General features: G+C 35.1%; 15 protein-coding genes. 9 read left to right on the top strand and 6 right to left on the bottom strand.

Features of this window, described 5'->3' with window-relative positions; all coding sequences use genetic code 11:
* The first annotated feature begins 127 nt into the window (after positions 1 to 127).
* From E0F91_RS14775 to E0F91_RS14755, 5 genes are all read left to right on the top strand, one after another.
* Positions 128 to 2,932, top strand: a complete 2,805-nt coding sequence (locus tag E0F91_RS14775; RefSeq protein ID WP_132067218.1) for a TonB-dependent receptor — start codon at positions 128 to 130, stop codon at positions 2,930 to 2,932.
* Between the two features lie 32 nt (positions 2,933 to 2,964).
* Positions 2,965 to 4,365 carry a hypothetical protein gene (locus E0F91_RS14770; RefSeq protein WP_132067217.1) on the top strand — a complete coding sequence of 467 codons (1,401 nt, stop codon included), beginning with the start codon at positions 2,965 to 2,967 and terminating at the stop codon, positions 4,363 to 4,365.
* Positions 4,366 to 4,445: 80 nt separating this feature from the next.
* Complete coding sequence (locus tag E0F91_RS14765) at positions 4,446 to 5,000, top strand: hypothetical protein (protein WP_132067216.1); 555 nt, start codon at positions 4,446 to 4,448, stop codon at positions 4,998 to 5,000.
* Between the two features lie 214 nt (positions 5,001 to 5,214).
* Positions 5,215 to 5,553 (top strand): T9SS type A sorting domain-containing protein, encoded by a 339-nt coding sequence (locus E0F91_RS14760; RefSeq protein WP_132067215.1) that lies wholly within the window; start codon positions 5,215 to 5,217, stop codon positions 5,551 to 5,553.
* Between the two features lie 147 nt (positions 5,554 to 5,700).
* Positions 5,701 to 6,702: a LuxE/PaaK family acyltransferase gene (locus tag E0F91_RS14755; protein WP_132067214.1), complete on the top strand. Its 1,002-nt coding sequence runs from the start codon at positions 5,701 to 5,703 to the stop codon at positions 6,700 to 6,702.
* Here E0F91_RS14755 and tyrS read toward each other — a convergent pair.
* Positions 6,699 to 7,991, bottom strand: a complete 1,293-nt coding sequence (gene tyrS / locus E0F91_RS14750; RefSeq protein ID WP_132067213.1) for a tyrosine--tRNA ligase — start codon at positions 7,989 to 7,991, stop codon at positions 6,699 to 6,701. The two genes, E0F91_RS14755 and tyrS, sit on opposite strands and share 4 nt — an antisense overlap.
* A gap of 94 nt (positions 7,992 to 8,085) precedes the next feature.
* Between tyrS and E0F91_RS14745 the strand changes: the two genes are divergently transcribed.
* Positions 8,086 to 9,075, top strand: a complete 990-nt coding sequence (locus E0F91_RS14745) for an NAD-dependent epimerase/dehydratase family protein (protein ID WP_132067212.1) — start codon at positions 8,086 to 8,088, stop codon at positions 9,073 to 9,075.
* Between the two features lie 12 nt (positions 9,076 to 9,087).
* On the opposite strand, the gene E0F91_RS14740 is transcribed toward E0F91_RS14745, so the two are convergent.
* The 3 genes from E0F91_RS14740 to E0F91_RS14730 are packed head-to-tail and all read right to left on the bottom strand — an operon-like array spanning position 9,088 to position 11,602.
* Positions 9,088 to 9,513, bottom strand: coding sequence for a DUF4296 domain-containing protein (locus E0F91_RS14740; protein WP_132067211.1), 426 nt, complete (start codon positions 9,511 to 9,513; stop codon positions 9,088 to 9,090).
* Between the two features lie 10 nt (positions 9,514 to 9,523).
* Positions 9,524 to 10,864: a dihydroorotase gene (locus tag E0F91_RS14735; protein WP_132067210.1), complete on the bottom strand. Its 1,341-nt coding sequence runs from the start codon at positions 10,862 to 10,864 to the stop codon at positions 9,524 to 9,526.
* A gap of 12 nt (positions 10,865 to 10,876) precedes the next feature.
* Positions 10,877 to 11,602 carry a polyprenol monophosphomannose synthase gene (locus tag E0F91_RS14730; RefSeq protein WP_132067209.1) on the bottom strand — a complete coding sequence of 242 codons (726 nt, stop codon included), beginning with the start codon at positions 11,600 to 11,602 and terminating at the stop codon, positions 10,877 to 10,879.
* Between the two features lie 103 nt (positions 11,603 to 11,705).
* Here E0F91_RS14730 and E0F91_RS14725 point away from each other — a divergent pair, with 103 nt between their 5' ends.
* From E0F91_RS14725 to E0F91_RS14715, 3 genes are all read left to right on the top strand, one after another.
* Complete coding sequence (locus E0F91_RS14725; protein ID WP_132067208.1) at positions 11,706 to 12,377, top strand: DUF4271 domain-containing protein; 672 nt, start codon at positions 11,706 to 11,708, stop codon at positions 12,375 to 12,377.
* Between the two features lie 12 nt (positions 12,378 to 12,389).
* On the top strand, positions 12,390 to 13,139 hold the full coding sequence (locus E0F91_RS14720) for a uroporphyrinogen-III synthase (protein WP_132067207.1): 750 nt from the start codon (positions 12,390 to 12,392) through the stop codon (positions 13,137 to 13,139).
* A gap of 274 nt (positions 13,140 to 13,413) precedes the next feature.
* On the top strand, positions 13,414 to 13,884 hold the full coding sequence (locus E0F91_RS14715) for an Lrp/AsnC ligand binding domain-containing protein (protein WP_132067206.1): 471 nt from the start codon (positions 13,414 to 13,416) through the stop codon (positions 13,882 to 13,884).
* An 80-nt stretch (positions 13,885 to 13,964) separates the two neighbouring features.
* Here the strand turns inward: E0F91_RS14715 and E0F91_RS14710 are convergent, their stop codons facing one another.
* On the bottom strand, positions 13,965 to 14,654 hold the full coding sequence (locus E0F91_RS14710; protein WP_207919049.1) for a zinc metallopeptidase: 690 nt from the start codon (positions 14,652 to 14,654) through the stop codon (positions 13,965 to 13,967).
* A gap of 209 nt (positions 14,655 to 14,863) precedes the next feature.
* Entirely contained in the window at positions 14,864 to 17,908 is a 3,045-nt protein-coding gene (locus E0F91_RS14705; protein WP_132067205.1) for a leucine--tRNA ligase, read from the bottom strand.
* Positions 17,909 to 18,007 lie beyond the last annotated feature (99 nt).

The raw sequence follows: 18,007 nt of genomic DNA, 5'->3' as shown, positions 1-18,007 counted from the left end.
ATTGAAAAGCTGTTAACCATAATTTAATATTAGGTTCATTTTAAGACCAAAAACAAAACATAACCGTAACAAGCCAGTAACTTACGTTTTACAATTCGGGTGTTACTTTGCAAAAAAATTAAACCAAATGAAATTCAAATTACTGTTTTTAACGTTATTTATAACTGCTGTTTCTTTCTCACAGAGCAAAGGAACGATAGCTGGAATCTTGACAGATAAAAATGCTAACAATCAATCTTTGCCATTTGCAAACATACTTATTAAAGGAACAAGCATAGGAACTAATACAGATATTGATGGAAAATATGCTATAACTGCAGCGCCTGGAAACTACACCATTCAATTTAGTTTTGTGGGTTACGAATCCGTAGAGGTTCCCGTAACGGTAATCGCCAATGAAACGGTAACCATAAATCAAGCATTAGGTTCAGCTGGATTTACGCTGGAAGATGTTGTGATAAAAACGACTAGGAAAAAAAACACAGAAACAGCAGTAATGTTAGAGATCAAAGAAGCCAAACAAGTTGTTAGTGCTATTTCTGCTGAACAAATCTCGAAAGGAACTGACAGTAATGCGGCTCAAGCAATACAAAGAGTACCAGGGGTTACCATTGTAGACGGAAAATTTATAATGATTCGTGGTTTGAGCGAACGATACAATAATGTACTTATCAACAATTCAGTTGCTCCTAGTACAGAGGTTGATAAAAGAACATTTGCTTTTGATTTAATCCCATCGAATGCCATTGACAAAATGGTGATTTACAAAACCGGATCTGCTGATAAGCCTGGAGATTTCTCAGGTGGAATCATAAACATCACCACATCCGATAATATTAGCGAGTTTAACAGAGCATCTGTAGGAGTCGGATACCGTGTTGACACCTCACTAAAAGATCAATTTCAAAGTGAAGGTTCAAAAACAGACTTTTTAGGTTTTGATTATGAATTCAGAACTTTACCAAGTACTTTTCCTTCAGCAGCATTGATTAATACTTATCCTCAAGTGGGAGTGGTTGCATCCAACACTAAATTGCAAAATAATTTTAATCCAACACAAAATACTGCATTCTTGGATAATAGTATTGGATTTGCTTTTGGAAGAAATAAGAAATTTAAAAATGGCATGAGTTTACAATCCGTAAACGCTCTAAATTATTCTAATAGTTTTCAAACCTACCAAAGACAATTTACACGCTACACAACACTTAACGAAGGAGAAAGCAGACCACCGCTGTGGTTGAACTATTTAGACGACACCTACCAGAATGAATCGAGAATAACGTTTCTTTCTAACTGGATTATGAAATTGAACAATAACAATACTTTAAAATTTAAAAATTTACTAAACCAAATTGGTGAAAATGAAACAATTATCAGAAATGGTAATAATTTCCTTCAAAGAGGTGATGATTTGTTTAGAAATTATTTATTAGGCTACAAATCACGTTCTATTTACATTGGACAACTAGAGGGAATTCATAAATTGAATGATAAAAATCAAATTGACTGGGTTACAGGTTACAATTACATGTACGAATCAGAACCCGATTTAAGAAGATTTAGAACGATCAAAGATGCTTCTAATCCAGATGCTCCTTATGAAATGATAGATCCTTCGTCTACTAACTTATTTGATACCGGAAGATATTTTGGAACGCTTAGTGAATATTCCGTTAATAATGGTGCTAATTATACGCATACCATTGATAGAGTCAAAAACGATGAGGAGTTAGGTACCATTAAACTAAAAACAGGGTATTACGTAGATTATAGAAAAAGAGAATTTGATTCTAGATATGTTTCGTATTACTTACCTGATTTAGGTATTGACCGTGTTAATGAGTTGAAACAACTTCCGCTAACCACTATCTTCAATTCAGATAATGTGAATGCAAACAATGGTTGGATTATGCGAGAAGGTACGCGAACTATTGATTCCTACAGTGCTGATAATCTATTGACTGCCGGTTATGTTTATGGCGAATTACCTTTGAAAAAGTTTGATATTAGTGGTGGTGTTCGTGTTGAACACAACATTCTATCCTTACAAAGTGTTACTGATTTTGGACCAGAAAATATTAAAAATCCAGTTACATCAGTTTTACCCTCTCTTAATATAGGATACAACATTAGCGAAAGAGCTTTGCTTAGACTAGCATATAGCAAAACGGTGAATCGTCCTGAATTTAGAGAAATTGCTCCCTTCTTATTTTATGATTATGAAAATGAAGCGGCAAGAGTTGGAAATTCACAATTGAAAACAGCAAAAATTGATAATCTTGATTTACGTTATGAGTTCTATCCTACTAAAGGAGAAACAGTAAGCCTAGGTGCTTTTTACAAAAGATTCGATCAACCCATCGAAAACGTAACCCAAATTACAACGGAACAACCTCAGTTCAACTATGCAAATGCTGACAATGCATACAACTACGGATTAGAATTAGAAATTAGAAAATCATTCAAAGAAATGACAGATAATTTATACTTGGGTAGAATTTCAGCAAACGTTAATGCATCGTACATTGTATCAAAAGTAGATTTAGGAGCAAATGTTACGTCTCAAGCGCAAGTACGTGCGTTGCAAGGACAATCCCCATATATTGTAAACGTAGCTCTAGGTTATACTGATGAAACCGGTTTCTCAACTAATTTAACATTCAACCGCTTTGGTAACCGAATCTTCTCTGTAGGGGACAGAAACTTTCCAACAATCTATGAACTTTCCAGAAACAACTTAGATTTAACGATTGCAAAAACATACAAAAAAACTACTGTTAAACTTGGAATCCAAGATTTGTTAAATGCAAAATATCAATTTTTTGAAGATTCTAACAGAGACGAAAAAATCAATAAAAACATTGATAACGCAACATCTATATTCAAAAGAGGAGCGCTAATTTCTCTTAACATATCCCATAACTTCTAAACAACTATAAATTAATTATTAAAACAAACACAATGAAAAAAAACCTTATTTTAATGGCTAGTCTACTAACAGCTATTTTGACAATGAATTCATGTAGCAATGATGACAACCCAATTGTTGTAGATGTTACTCCACCTACAACTACACCAAGTGGACCAGTGGAATTGACTGGTGACCTTACAACTAGAACGCTTACAAAAGACAAAAAATACCTTATCAAAGGTCAAGTATTTGTAAGAACTGGTGCGGTTTTAACAATCGAACCAGGGACTACAATTTATGGTGATAAAGCTACAAAGGGAACCTTAGTAATTGATAGAGGTGGAAAAATAATAGCCGAAGGTACTGCTGCTGCACCTATTGTATTTACATCCGCACTTGCTGCTGGAACAAGAGACAGAGGTGATTGGGGAGGTCTTGTGATTTTAGGAAACGCTCCAGTTAATCAACCTGATCCAGCAATTGAAGGAATAACACCTGCTGTGATTTTTGGAGGAACAAATAATGCAGACAATTCAGGTATACTAAAATATGTGAGAGTAGAATTTGCAGGTATTGAATTAACACCCAATAATGAAACCAACTCTATCACTCTTGGCGGGGTAGGTAGTGGAACTCAAATGGATTACTGCCAAGTGTCTTTTGGTGGTGATGATGGTTTTGAGTGGTTTGGAGGATCTATGAATTCAAAATATCTCGTGGCATTTGCGATGTGGGATGATTGTTTTGATGTTGATTATGGATTCACAGGAAAAGTTCAATTTGGTGTATCTGTTCGTTACGGTAGCTACGCAGATCAATCTGGATCTAACATTTTTGAAACTGACAATGGACCTAATGACAACCTAACGACATTGATTACAACTGGAGTTTTCTCAAACATAACCGGTGTTGGACCTAGAATTACCAATACTCAATCTATAAATGGAAACTACCAACATGCATTAGATTTAAGACGTAGAACTGCATTAACAATTGCAAACTCTGCCTTTGTAGGTATGCCAAGGGGATTACGTATGAATCAACAATCAGTAGTTGATAACTACACTACTGGAACAGGTGCTTTACTAAACAACATCATGGTTGCTCCTACTACTACATTCTCTGTTGGTACAGGAATGGTTGCTACCGCTGCAACCGTTGAAACATTTTGGAATACAACCAATGAAACTATCGTTAACACTGATTTAGCTGCCGTATATTTAACTTTAGGATTGAATACTAATATCTTCTTTGGTACAAATACTAGTACTGGTTATGCTTCAAATCCTGATTTTAGAGTTACAACAGGAACATTGACTGCAGGAGCTTCATTCACTAACCCAAAACTGACTGATGCATTCTTTACTAAAGTTGCTTACAGAGGTGCTTTTGGTACTACGGATTGGACTGATGGTTGGGCTGAATTTAACCCTGTAACAAAAGTGTATTAAATAAACACTATTTAAAAAATACCTAAAGGGCTTAATCTTTGTTTAGATTAAGCTCTTTAATTATTCTAAACAATTTCAAAATGAAAAATTTCTTATTCTTAGGTTTGTTTTTTATTCTTTACGGATGTGTCACGGAGCAAAAAAAAACCAATCCGAACGATTTCTTAACGAAAGAGGAGCAAGCAAAGTTCAAATTTTCTATTGTTCGTTATTATGACGATTTAGCCCCAAAAGCAACGCATGAAACAAAATTCGATACTATTTTTGATTCCTACTACAAGAAAAAAAGTAACGCAAGCGATTTACTGTTTTATTATTTTGACAATGAAAAGAAAACAGCTTATTTCGCCATAACAAAAATTGCTCCAAGCCTTCAGGTGAAAAAAGTAGCCACCGTAGGATCTGTTACATACAATGATACAAAGGCAATTGAAACTTATGAAGAAAAGTTCAGAACATGGAAAATGCCGGTAGCAGAACTTCAGCAAAAAACAGCAATGTTATTTTCCAAATTTATCGAAGGAGAAGACTTGAGTGAATATTACACCATAAATTCAAAAGGAGCATTTATTATTGAATTTCCCGACGAAGTAACTCAATATGATGTAAAATCAAGAAAATGGGTTACCAAATGATGAAATCAAATTTTTATAGAATATTAATTGATTCATCTGATTATAGTACCATCTGAACGAAATAAAAGGTGACACGGTCAAATCTTCCTTGTCTCAAAGGAAAATGTAGCAAAGTACTATTTCTGATACCCATTTCATTATTATGCTGAGCAAAATTATTAGTGGTATGCTTTTTGAAATAAATTTTGTATATTTACTTTACAAAATTAAGCTAATGGCAAAAAATTACTTTTATATTATTACTGTATTGGTTCTTTTATTTTCTCTGAACGTAAGTGCTCAGGAAACTAAACCGCAACCAAGAACACAAGAAACCGCTACTATAGAAGGTTTAAGCTTGTACCCAAACCCTGTGAGTAATGGAAAAGTTTACATTTCAACGAAAAACGACTTAGATAAAGAAATAATTATCTTTGATGTTTTAGGAAAAAAAGTACTTCAAACTACGCTAAGCTCAAGAGAATTAAATGTTGCTAATCTATCTTCTGGTGTTTACATCATAAAAATTAATGAAAAAGAAGCATCAGCGACCAGAAAATTAATCATCCGATAATTTCAAAAATACATCACAAAAGTTCCAATTGCAATTGGGGCTTTTTTTGTGTCTTGTTGTAACGGAAACCAATCGAGAGTTTCCTATTAATCCAATTCCGTTATTGGTTTGCCTTTAAATTTTTGATTACTTTTGCAAAAAAAATTCTTGATCACATCTTCCGATATATTTGCTATTTCCAGTCAAAAACAGTTTGAAAAAATTGCTTTGAAAGTGTTTCGTTTTCAATACGAAAACAACTTGGTCTATCAGGAATTTTGCAATTTTTTAAAAACAGATCCTCAAAAAGTAAAATCGCTACAACAGATTCCGTTTTTACCCATTCAGTTTTTCAAAAGTCATGAGGTAGTTTCTAATACCAATCCCATTCAGGAAACTTTTACTAGCAGCGGAACAACCGGAATGATTACCAGCAAACATTTAGTTACGGATGTTACCTTATATGAGGAAAGCTACCGCAAAGGATTTTCAGAATTTTATGGAAACATTGAAGATTATGTAATTCTAGCCTTGCTTCCATCCTATCTGGAACGAGAAGGTTCCTCATTAATTTACATGGTAAAGGATTTAATTGAACTCTCCAATCATCCTGAAAGCGGTTTTTATCTCCACAATCATGACGAATTGATTGCTAAACTCAAAGCGTTAGATCAAGCCGGTCAAAATGTCATTTTGATTGGTGTTACTTTTGCACTATTAGATTTGATAGAATATTCAAATTCTATATCATTCCCCCTTTGGGGATTAGGGGGCTCTACCATTATCATGGAAACGGGCGGCATGAAAGGCAAGCGCAAAGAAATGATTCGGGAGGAATTGCACGAACAATTGTGTAAAGGATTTGGCGTTTCAGCAATACATTCTGAATATGGAATGACCGAATTGCTTTCGCAAGCGTATTCTTTAGGAAACGGCGTATTTGAATGCCCTTCTTGGATACAAATCCTAGTTCGTGACACCGAAGATGCTTTGACTTATATTCCAGACGGAAAAACGGGCGCTATCAACGTGATTGATTTGGCTAATATCAATTCTTGTTCGTTTATAGCCACACAAGATTTAGGCAAAAAAAATCCCAACAACTCTTTCGAGGTATTGGGACGTTTTGATAATTCTGATATTCGGGGTTGTAACTTGATGGTTCTTTAAACCACTCTTACCACAAAATAATTTTTCTTACCGCTTTGTAACAGTACAAACTGATTGTTGATTAAATCTTTGCTCGAAAGCACAAAATCTTCGGTAACTTTTTCTTTATTAACTGAAATAGAATTTGCCGTTAAAGCGCGTCTTGCTTCGCCATTCGATTTTAGAAAGCCTGTTTTTTCGTTTAAAACGTCAACTATATTGATTCCCGCTTCGATTTCATTTCTTGAGATTTCCGCTTGAGGAACACCATCAAAAACATCTAAGAAAGTCGCTTCATCCAATTGTTTCAAATCATCCGAAGTAGAATTCCCGAACAAAATATTCGATGCTTTTATTGCATTTTCTAAATCTTCTGCTGAATGCACCATTACCGTAGTTTCTTCGGCCAAACGTTTTTGTAACAAACGTAAATGTGGCGCTTCTCTATGTTTTTCAGTCAAAATTTCGATTTCCTCTTTAGATAAAAAAGTGAAAATTTTAATGTATTTTTCCGCATCAACATCAGATGTATTCAACCAATATTGGTAAAATTTATATGGAGAAGTTCTGGCAGAATCCAACCAGATATTTCCGCCTTCAGATTTTCCAAATTTAGTTCCATCCGCTTTTGTAATCAACGGACAAGTCAATGCATATGCTTTTCCGCTAGCAATTCTTCGGACTAATTCGGTTCCAGTAGTAATATTTCCCCATTGGTCGCTTCCGCCCATTTGCAGCGTACAATTTTTTTCTCTGTACAAATGCAAAAAGTCATATCCTTGAACCAATTGGTACGTGAACTCTGTAAATGACATTCCTTCGGCAGCTTCAGAAGACAACCGTTTCTTCACAGAATCTTTTGCCATCATATAATTCACGGTAATGTGCTTCCCTACATCACGAATGAAATCCAGAAAAGAAAAGTTCTTCATCCAGTCGTAATTATTCACGAGTTCTGCTGCATTAGCCGCATTAGAGGTAAAATCCAAGAAACGAGCCAATTGTCCTTTTATTGCTTCTTGATTGTGACGTAAGGTTGGTTCGTCCAATAAATTTCTTTCATTCGATTTTCCGGATGGATCACCAATCATTCCTGTTGCACCACCTACTAACGCTAGTGGTTTGTGTCCCGCTAGTTGAAAATGTTTCAACAGCATCACACCCACTAAATGTCCTATATGCAATGAATCGGCAGTTGGGTCAATTCCCACATACGCCACACGCATTTGTTCCATCAAATGTTCTTCTGTGCCGGGCATAACATCGTGGAGCATTCCTCTCCAAGTTACTTCTTCAATAAAATTCTTCATTTTTTTAATCAATTTGCACAAAGATAAAATTTATTGCGGATTAGGTTATTTGTTTAATAGGTTATTCGAAAAAAATTATTCGTATTTTCGTAGCATGATTTTAGTCACAGGAGGAACTGGTTTAGTAGGCGCACATTTATTGCTTCATTTAATTGATAATGGAGAAAAAGTACGCGCTATTTATCGAAATGTAAATTCAATAGAGAAAACCAAATCCCTATTTGCTATCTATAAAAAGGAATCGTTATTCGATCAAATCCAATGGATTCAAGCAGATATTACCGAAGTTCCTTCGTTAGAAATCGCCTTTCAAAATATTGACATAGTTTACCATTGTGCCGCTTTGATTTCTTTTGATCCAAAAGATGAAGATGTGTTGCGAAAAACGAACATTGAAGGCACAGCAAATATTGTGAATTTTTGCATCGATTATCAAATCCAAAAACTTTGTTTTGTTAGTTCTATTGCCACATTAGGTGATTTACTACCGCATGAAAAACTCATCACTGAGGAAACCGAGTGGAATCCGGAAAAGTACCATAATGATTATGCCATTTCTAAATATGGTGCCGAAATGGAAATCTGGCGCGGACAACAAGAAGGTTTGGATGTAATCATTTTAAATCCAGGAGTTATCCTCGGGCCTAGTTTTAAAGAGCAAGGCAGTGGGCAACTTTTTACGAAAGTAAAAAACGGATTGAAATTTTATACGCTAGGTTCAACGGGATTTGTTGCCGTTAGTGATGTAGTGAGAATCGCTTATCAATTAATGCAAGCCGAAATCAAGAACGAACGCTTTACCTTGATTGCCGAAAATAGTGTTTTTCGTGATATTTTGAATACGATGGCCGATGCATTGGGTGTGCAAAGACCTACAACTGAAGCGAAGCCTTTTTTTATGGAAATAATTTGGAGATTGGATTGGTTTGTTTCGAATATTTTGCAACAAAAAAGAAAATTATCTCGAGCTACCGCAGCAGCCTCCTACGCGGATAACACCTATTCCAACCATAAGATAAAGAATACTTTAAAAATAGAATTCACAGATATTCACCAGTACATAAAAGAGATTTCAATGCTTTAACAGCACAATTCCTTAATCTAATTTCGTGGTATCTCTAGTAGGTAAGGTTGACTTTTTCTTTTTTGATAGAATAGGGTTCTTTTTCTTTTTTTCCAAATTCACTAACGAATCAGCGCTTTTTTTCTTGGCATCCAACCGCTTTACAATTTGTTCAAACATCAACTTATAATCCTCATAATCTGATGCATAATACACATTACTTTTTGCAAACTGAAGGCTGTCAATTTTATATTTTTTATAAATAAAGTCTCTTGGATTTATTTTAAAGGTATCTAAAGAAGCTGGATTTTGATATTTTATGGCTTCTAAAATAGATAAATCAACCATAACATTGACCATAACATCCTTCTCTACAAGCCGATCCGGCTTTTGGACTAGTTCCTCCTTACAACTTATGAAAAGAGTCAGTATCAATATAAATGTTATTGTTTTTCCCATCTAAAAAAATTTATCTTTCAAATAATAATCGTTTCCCTACACGAATGTCTTTCACTTTAAAAGCAGTGTAAACCAATTGTCCATTGACAAAAGTATGGGTAATTCTGGATTTAAACGTGAATCCTTCAAAGGGAGACCAACCACATTTAGCCAAAATATTTTCTTTTTTTACGCTCCAAGGCAAACCTGAATTAACGATAACCAAATCCGCATAGTAGCCTTCTTTGATAAAACCACGTTTTTCTATTTTGAAAATTTTAGCTGGATTGTGACACATCTTCTCCACAATTTTCTCAATACTTATTTTTCCTTGATGATGCGCTTCAAACATGGCTACAACAGCATGTTGAACTAGTGGCCCACCAGAAGGCGCATTCAAATAGGACTGTTTTTTTTCTTCTAAAGTGTGTGGTGCATGATCCGTAGCTATCACATCGATTCGGTCATCCAACAAGGCTTCCCAAAGTACTTTTCTATCATTAGCGGTTTTTACAGCCGGATTCCATTTAATCAAATTGCCTTTAGTGGCATAATCATCATTGGTAAACCAAAGGTGATGCACACAAACTTCGGCAGTGATCTTCTTGTCTTCCAAAGGAATTTTATTGGTAAACAAATCCATTTCTTTGGCCGTTGAAAGATGAAAAATATGCAAGCGGGCTCCCGTTTTTTTGGCCAATGCAACCGCTTTGGAAGATGAAATATAACACGCTTCCTCGCTTCGAATAAGGTGATGCACCGTAACAGGAACATCCTCTCCAAACTCTGCTTTGTATTTCTCTAAATTATTTTTAATGGTAGTTTCATCTTCACAATGCACCGCAATAAGCATGGGTGTACTGGAAAATATTTTCTCTAAAGTAGCTTCATTATCCACCAACATGTTTCCGGTTGAAGATCCTAAGAATATTTTGATTCCGGCAACATTTTTCGGGTTTGTCTTTAAAACTTCCTCTAAATTATCATTGGTTGCACCCATCATAAACGAATAATTCGCATACGATTTTTGGGCAGCCAATTCATATTTTTGCTCTAATATCTCTTGGGTAACCGCATTTGGAACCGTATTAGGCTGCTCGATATACGAAGTGATTCCGCCTGCAACTGCCGCTCTGGATTCGGATTCAATGTCTCCTTTGTGCGTGAGTCCTGGTTCTCTAAAATGCACTTGATCATCAATAGCTCCTGGAATCAAATAATTTCCTTCGGCATCAATAATTTTACATTGAGAGGATTTTGCACTAATACTATGTGAAATTTCAACAATTAAGTCATTTTCAATTAATACATCGCCCTCAAAAATTACTCCTTCATTTACTATTTTGGCATTCTTAATTAAAACCCTGTTCATCGTATCTTTTTCTTATAATGTGTTGACTAATCTTTTTAATCTAAGTGCAATAACTCCAAAAACGGCTTCAACAATTATTGAATTACTCATTTTGGATTGTCCTTTTGTTCTATCAGTAAAAATGATAGGAACCTCAACGATTTGAAATTTTTTACAATACGTTCTGTATTTCATTTCAATTTGAAAAGCGTAACCCACAAATTTTATTTTATCTAAATTGATGTCTTCTAGGACGTTTCTTTTATAACAAACGAAACCTGCTGTAGCATCATGAATCTTCATTCCGGTAATCAATCGGACATATACTGATGCAAAATAAGACATCAATACACGGCTCAATGGCCAGTTTACAACATTTACACCGGTCACATAACGAGAACCAATGGCTAAGTCGGCATCGCCAAAATGACAAGCACTGTACAATTTTTCTAAATCATTGGGATTATGGGAAAAATCAGCATCCATTTCAAAAACATATTCATACTTGTTTTTCAATGCCCATCTGAATCCATGAACATAAGCGGTTCCTAAACCTGACTTTTTGTTTCTTTTTTCCAAAAACAATCTACCCTCAAATTCTGATTGAAGTAAAACAACCTTATCAGCAGTGTGATCCGGCGAATTATCATCAATTATTAGAACATGAAAAGATTTTTTTTGCGAAAGCACCGATCGAATAATGCTTTCAATATTTTCAATTTCGTTATAGGTTGGAATTATAACAATACAATCATTCATATTTCGACTAATTTCACGGCAAAAGTAAACTTTTTATGCCATTTGAACCTTAATAAAATTATAATAAAAAGAATGATAGAAAAATTACTAATTTTGTTGCGTTATGATCGAAAATATACTACTTCCAAGAATAACTGAGAATAAAGACTGGGCAACCGTGCTTTTTGTTCTGTCATTTGCTATAATCGCTATCACAAAATCTGTTTTCGAAAATCGATTTAGTGATTTTGCCAACCTGATTTTTTCTAACAAATATACCAAAGTATACAAAGACAGCGCACATCTAAAGAGTAGCTTTACGCTCGGTTTGTTTTTCGTCCAAATCATTTCCCTAGCGTTTTTTATTCAAATATCGCTTAGTTATTTTGGTCACGCTTCAAAGACTGACTGGATCCTGTACATTCAAATATTTACGTTTTTAGTATTCTTTATTTTATCTAAATATTTGATTGAGAAAATAATAGCCACGTCCTTCAATATCGAAGAATTTATGGAGCAGTTTAACCTTCAAAAGGTGACCTACAGAACCTATATTGGACTATTCATACTGCCATTGAATATTATTTTGTTTTATTACGACTCCTTTTCGAGAAATATCCCAATAGTTATTATAGCTATCATAATACTAATCAATGCTTTAACTTATTTGATTTCAATAAAAAATTATCAAAATTTAATATTTGGTAAGTTGTTTTATTTTATTTTATATCTTTGCGCTCTCGAAATAGCTCCCTATTATTTTATGTATTATTGGTTTACAAAAGGGAGTGCTTAGAAAACGTCATATATGAAAGTGAAAACAATTTTGGTGTCACAACCTGAGCCTAAGGTGGAAAATTCACCTTACTTTGAACTTCAACAAAAGCATAAAGTAAAAATTGATTTCAGACCTTTTATTCATGTAGAAGGAGTTAATGCCAAAGAGATCCGACTTCAAAAAATTGATCTTAACCATTATACAGCGATTATTTTAACAAGTAAAAATGCTGTTGATCATTTTTTTAGAGTAGCAGATGAAATGCGCTTTAAAGTTCCTGAAGGTTTAAAATATTTCTGTCAATCAGAAGCTATCGCTTTTTACCTGCAAAAATATGTGGTGTATAGAAAACGTAAAATTTATGTTGGACCAAAAGATTTTGCTGATTTATCGCCGCTAATTAAAAAATACAAAGACGAAAAATTCCTATTGCCCGCCTCAGATCAACTGAATGCCGATGCACCAATCACGCTAAACGCATTAAAAGTAGATTGGACTCCAGCTGTTTTTTACAGAACCGTAATGAGTGATTTGTCTGATTTAGCCGATGTATATTATGATGTTTTGGCTTTCTTTAGCCCAACCGGAATAAAATCATTGTTTATGAACTTTCCAGATTTCGAACAAAACAATACTCGAATTGCTGTTTTTGGAAGTACGACACAAAAAGAAGCATTGGATCACGGTTTAAGAGTAGACATTCTTGCCCCAACTCCAGCAACACCTTCTATGACAATGGCTTTAGAAAAGTATATCATTGAAGCTAATAAAGGAAAATAGAAAATACTTTACAGATATAATAAAAGCCATTCGCAATTCGGATGGTTTTTTTTTGGCGCTAAATGCAAACTTAAATTATGGTTCTTTATCGTGTAGTAATGATAACGATAACCTAGACCTACTGTCAGTTCGAGCGCAGTCAAGAATCATTGTAGCATCTCGACTACGCTCGATGTGACAAAAAACGTAACAAATACTAAATTTAATCGTTTTTTACTTAAATTTGATTTCCAATTCAAACTAAATTTGATATTTTAGTTCAAAATAATAACTCATGAAAATCAATTCCCTAATCGTAGAAATTGACGGTATCGATAAAGAAATTTTACGCGACTTGATGGAAGATGCCCGAAAACCAATTCTTCAAATTGCTAATAAAATAGGGATTTCAGGAGCGGCAATTCACCAACGGTTGCGAAAACTGGAGCAATCCGGCGTTATTTCGGGATCAAAATTCACGGTGAACAATAAAATTCTGGGGTATAACACAATGGCTTTTGTTGGGGTTTATTTGGACAAAGCCGCCCGAAATCCAGAGGCGGTTCGAGATTTAAAGAAAATCCCTGAAGTATTGGAATGCCATTACACCACAGGAAACTGGTCGATTCTAATCAAAATTATTTGTCGGGATAATGAACATTTAATGCAATTGCTCAATACTAAAATCCAAGCGATAGAAGGCGTTTCCAGAACAGAAACCTTTATTTCCTTAGACCAACAAATCGACAGACAGATTCAACTTTAGATTGTTCGATTTATATGAACACAAAAAAGCCGTTTGTAGTACAAACGGCTTTTACTATACTTCTCTAAGATCTAAAAAATTTAATCTCTTCTGCTTCCTCCCATATAAATGGAAACGTAATACAATAGCGTAGCAATAGATCCCAAAGCAGCTACAACATACGTTCTGGCAGCCCATTTCAGGGAATCTTTAGCTCCTGCTTGTTCTTGGGGCGTTAGCATTCTTTTATTTTCTAACCAAGCCAAGGCACGATTACTCGCATCGTATTCCACCGGCAAAGTCACAATTGAAAACAAAGTAGTTGCCGCAAAAATGATAATTCCTACCAATAATAATTGTGGGAAAGTTTTCATCATCAAGATTCCTCCAAGCAAAATCCACTGCATATACGTTGACGCCACATTCACTACTGGTACTAATTTAGATCGCATCGTCAGCCATTGATACCCTACAGCGTGTTGTACGGCGTGACCACATTCGTGCGCCGCAACAGCAGCCGCAGCGGCATTGCGCTGGTTGTACACCGCCTCACTTAGATTCACAGTTTTATCTGCTGGATTGTAATGATCCGTCAAACGTCCCGGTGTCGAGATCACTCTTACATCGCGTATTCCGTTATCGGCAAGCATCTTTTCGGCGATTTCAGCACCAGACATTCCGTTTTGTAATTGTAATTTAGAATAATGTTCAAATTTGCTTTTTAGTCTCGAACTAACTAACCAGCTGAAAAGCATAATGGCTCCAGCAAGAATCAAATAACCCATTCCCATATTTTTGTTTTTTAATTGTAATGTTTAAAGTTATGAAAGAAATAGCAAAATCTGAACCAATTTTTTATTGTGTCAATTTGGCATTGGTGAAATGGAACACGGATAACGCAGATGAAACGGATTTACGCAGATTTTTATTTATTAGAATCAAAAAATCCAAATTCTAAAAATAGAATTTGGATTAATATGATTATTGCAATATTGGATATTTACCCCACTAAATTGATAATTTTACCTGGAACAATAATTACCTTATTAGGCGTTCTTCCTTCTAATTGTTTGATGGTTCTTTCGTCCTTCATAACAATTTCTTCGATTTGCTCCTTGGTTAAATCCAAAGGTAAAACCAGTGTAAAACGCATTTTTCCATTGAAAGAAACTGGATATTCCTTTTCGCTTTCCACTAAATACTTAGCTTCAAAAACAGGGAATGGAACAGTTGCAATCGAACCTGTATTTCCTAACATCGACCATAATTCTTCGGCGATGTGTGGCGCATACGGCGAAATCACAATAGCCAAAGGTTCCAAGATAGCACGAGAATGACAGTTTTGAGCGGATAATTCATTTACACAAATCATAAATTGAGAAACCGATGTATTAAAAGAAAACCCTTCAATATCTTCGGCTACTTTTTTGATTGTTTTGTGTAATGATTTCAAGTTGTCTTTGGTTGGTTGCTCGTCTGTAACAATCAAACCGTTATCATCAAAATACAAACGACACAGTTTTTTCAAGAAACCAAAAACTCCCGAAATTCCGGCTGTGTTCCAAGGTTTTGCTTGTTCCAATGGTCCTAAAAACATTTCGTACAAACGCAACGTATCTGCTCCGTATTCATTACAAATATCATCCGGAGTTACGACATTGTATTTAGATTTCGACATTTTTTCGACTTCTCTTTTAACAATATAATCTTCATCTTCCTCAAGAAAAGGAATTCCTCTATATTGTGGCATCCAATTTCTAAGTTTTTCTTTATCAATAATATTAGAATTTCCAATTAATAGAGAAATATCAACACTTGTTTTAATTACTCCTTCACCAGAATAATGAATTTGAATATTATTTAATCCCGAAGTATTATTTTTGATCCATTCATCAACTAAATCATTACGATTATCAATTTTTATATCATTATATATTTCTTCACTTATTATAAGAGATTTCGGTGCTGTAGATGCTTTTAATAAATTTTCTAAATCATCACTATCCGAATCATTATCACTTAAAAATGAATTACTTAAAGTTGTTTTTGAGCGTAATAAAACAATATAAACAAATGCACTTTCCCCCAAAATCATCCCTTGATTGATCAATTTCTTGAACGGTTCTTCGGTTGGTGCAAAACCTTTATCTTTTAAGAATTTATTCCAAAAACGAGAATACAATAAGTGGCCTGTTGCGTGTTCACTTCCACCAATATATAAATCCACGCTTTCCCAATACGCCAAAGCGTCTTTGCTTGCAAATTCACTCTCATTGTGCGCATCCATATAACGCATCCAATACCAAGAACTTCCCGCCCAACCCGGCATAGTGTTCAATTCTAAAGGAAAAACGGTATTATTATCTACTAAATCTGTATTGATAACTTCATTGTTTTCGGTGTCCCAAGCCCAAATTGTTGCATTTCCTAAAGGTGGCAAACCGTCTTCAGTTGGCAAGTATTTCTCTACTTCTGGCAGAATGATTGGCAAGTATTGAGTATCAATCATTTGTGGCAAGCCATTCACATAATATACCGGAAATGGTTCTCCCCAATATCTTTGGCGAGAGAAAACGGCATCACGCAAACGGTAATTCGTCTTTCCTTTTCCTTGGTTTAATTTTTCTAATTCGGTAATAACTTTTTGAGTTCCTTTTTTGTAATCTAATCCATTTAGAAAATCAGAATCTACTAATTGAAATCCTTCTTTGGCTCCAAAAGCAGCTTCGGATATATCTTTATCAAAAATATTCTTGATTTCAGACATACCTTGTTGCCCTTTAAAGAAATTAGCAAAAGCATAATCTCTTTCATCACCGCAAGGAACTGCCATAACTGCGCCTGTTCCATAACCTGCTAGAACATAATCGCCAATCCAAACCGGAATTGGTTCTTTCGTAAACGGATGTTCCGCATACGCTCCCGTAAATACACCCGAAATGGTTTTTACATCGGCCATACGTTCTCTTTCGGAACGTTTTGATGTTTTTTCTATATAGGCATTCACTTCTGCTTTTTGTTCTGCAGTCGTAATTTGTGAAACTAATTCATGTTCTGGAGCCAATGTCATGAACGTAACTCCGAAAATAGTATCAGGTCTTGTTGTAAAAACCGCAATTTTAGCTTCCGAATTTTGAACGTTAAATTCTACGGTAGCACCTACGGATTTTCCAATCCAGTTTCTTTGACTTTCCTTGATGCTTTCGCTCCAGTCGATATCATTCAAACCTTGCAACAAACGTTCTGCATAAGCCGAAATTCGCATGCTCCATTGGGTCATTTTCTTGCGCACCACTGTAAAACCGCCACGTTCCGAAACGCCATTTACGATTTCGTCATTAGCCAAAACTGTTCCTAAACCCGGACACCAGTTCACCTCAGTCTCTGCTAAGTACGTCAATCTATATTGCAACAAAATTTTCTCTTGAGTCTCTTTTGCGAAAGCGTTCCAGTCATTTGCTGAAAAAACTTCGATATTTTCATCGCAAACTGCGTTTACATTTGCATTTCCTCCTGTTGAAAAAATGGAAACTAAAGTCGAAATATCTTCGGCTTTATCGCTGTTTTTATTGTACCAAGAATTGAATAATTGGATAAAAATCCATTGTGTATGCTTGTAATAATCGGGATTTGAAGTGCGGACTTCTCTACTCCAATCGAAAGAGAATCCAATTTTGTCCAATTGTTTTCTGTATCCAGCAATTTTATTTCCTTCTTTATCCGTTCCTCCGTCAATATTTACCGAAGTTGTATCTTCCGGACGCTGACCTGTTTGTATCGCATATTGTTCCGCAGGCAACCCAAAACTGTCATAGCCCATTGGGTGCAACACATTAAAACCTTGGTGTCTTTTGTATCTTGAATACACATCAGAGGCAATATATCCCAGCGGATGCCCTACGTGCAAACCCGCTCCAGATGGATAAGGAAACATATCAAGTACGTAATACTTAGGTTTTGTTGAGTTGTTTTCGGCTTTGAAGGTTTCGTTTTCTAACCAATATTTCTGCCATTTGGCTTCTATTTCGTTCGGATTGTATTTCATTCTACTTTATTTCTTTATGGAGTCATGCTGTTGCCTACTCAAGTCTTAATTTAGGATTCAGAGCAACAGAATTACTTGTTGCATCATTTTTTCTGAAAA

The organism is Flavobacterium sandaracinum (assembly GCF_004349135.1).
Classification (GTDB): Bacteria; Bacteroidota; Bacteroidia; order Flavobacteriales; family Flavobacteriaceae; genus Flavobacterium; species Flavobacterium sandaracinum.
The sequence above is the reverse complement of the archived record's forward strand: the minus strand, read 5'-3'. Positions and strand labels throughout refer to the sequence as shown.

Bases quoted from the DNA above. Each gene is read 5' to 3' on its own strand.
- E0F91_RS14775 (WP_132067218.1), top strand. From the start codon at position 128: ATGAAATTCAAATTACTGTTTTTAACGTTATTTATAACTGCTGTTTCT.
- E0F91_RS14770 (WP_132067217.1), top strand. From the start codon at position 2,965: ATGAAAAAAAACCTTATTTTAATGGCTAGTCTACTAACAGCTATTTTG.
- E0F91_RS14765 (WP_132067216.1), top strand. From the start codon at position 4,446: ATGAAAAATTTCTTATTCTTAGGTTTGTTTTTTATTCTTTACGGATGT.
- E0F91_RS14760 (WP_132067215.1), top strand. From the start codon at position 5,215: ATGGCAAAAAATTACTTTTATATTATTACTGTATTGGTTCTTTTATTT.
- tyrS (WP_132067213.1), bottom strand. From the start codon at position 7,991: ATGAAGAATTTTATTGAAGAAGTAACTTGGAGAGGAATGCTCCACGAT.
- E0F91_RS14745 (WP_132067212.1), top strand. From the start codon at position 8,086: ATGATTTTAGTCACAGGAGGAACTGGTTTAGTAGGCGCACATTTATTG.
- E0F91_RS14740 (WP_132067211.1), bottom strand. From the start codon at position 9,513: ATGGGAAAAACAATAACATTTATATTGATACTGACTCTTTTCATAAGT.
- E0F91_RS14735 (WP_132067210.1), bottom strand. From the start codon at position 10,864: ATGAACAGGGTTTTAATTAAGAATGCCAAAATAGTAAATGAAGGAGTA.
- E0F91_RS14730 (WP_132067209.1), bottom strand. From the start codon at position 11,602: ATGAATGATTGTATTGTTATAATTCCAACCTATAACGAAATTGAAAAT.
- E0F91_RS14725 (WP_132067208.1), top strand. From the start codon at position 11,706: ATGATCGAAAATATACTACTTCCAAGAATAACTGAGAATAAAGACTGG.
- E0F91_RS14720 (WP_132067207.1), top strand. From the start codon at position 12,390: ATGAAAGTGAAAACAATTTTGGTGTCACAACCTGAGCCTAAGGTGGAA.
- E0F91_RS14715 (WP_132067206.1), top strand. From the start codon at position 13,414: ATGAAAATCAATTCCCTAATCGTAGAAATTGACGGTATCGATAAAGAA.
- E0F91_RS14710 (WP_207919049.1), bottom strand. From the start codon at position 14,654: ATGGGAATGGGTTATTTGATTCTTGCTGGAGCCATTATGCTTTTCAGC.
- E0F91_RS14705 (WP_132067205.1), bottom strand. From the start codon at position 17,908: ATGAAATACAATCCGAACGAAATAGAAGCCAAATGGCAGAAATATTGG.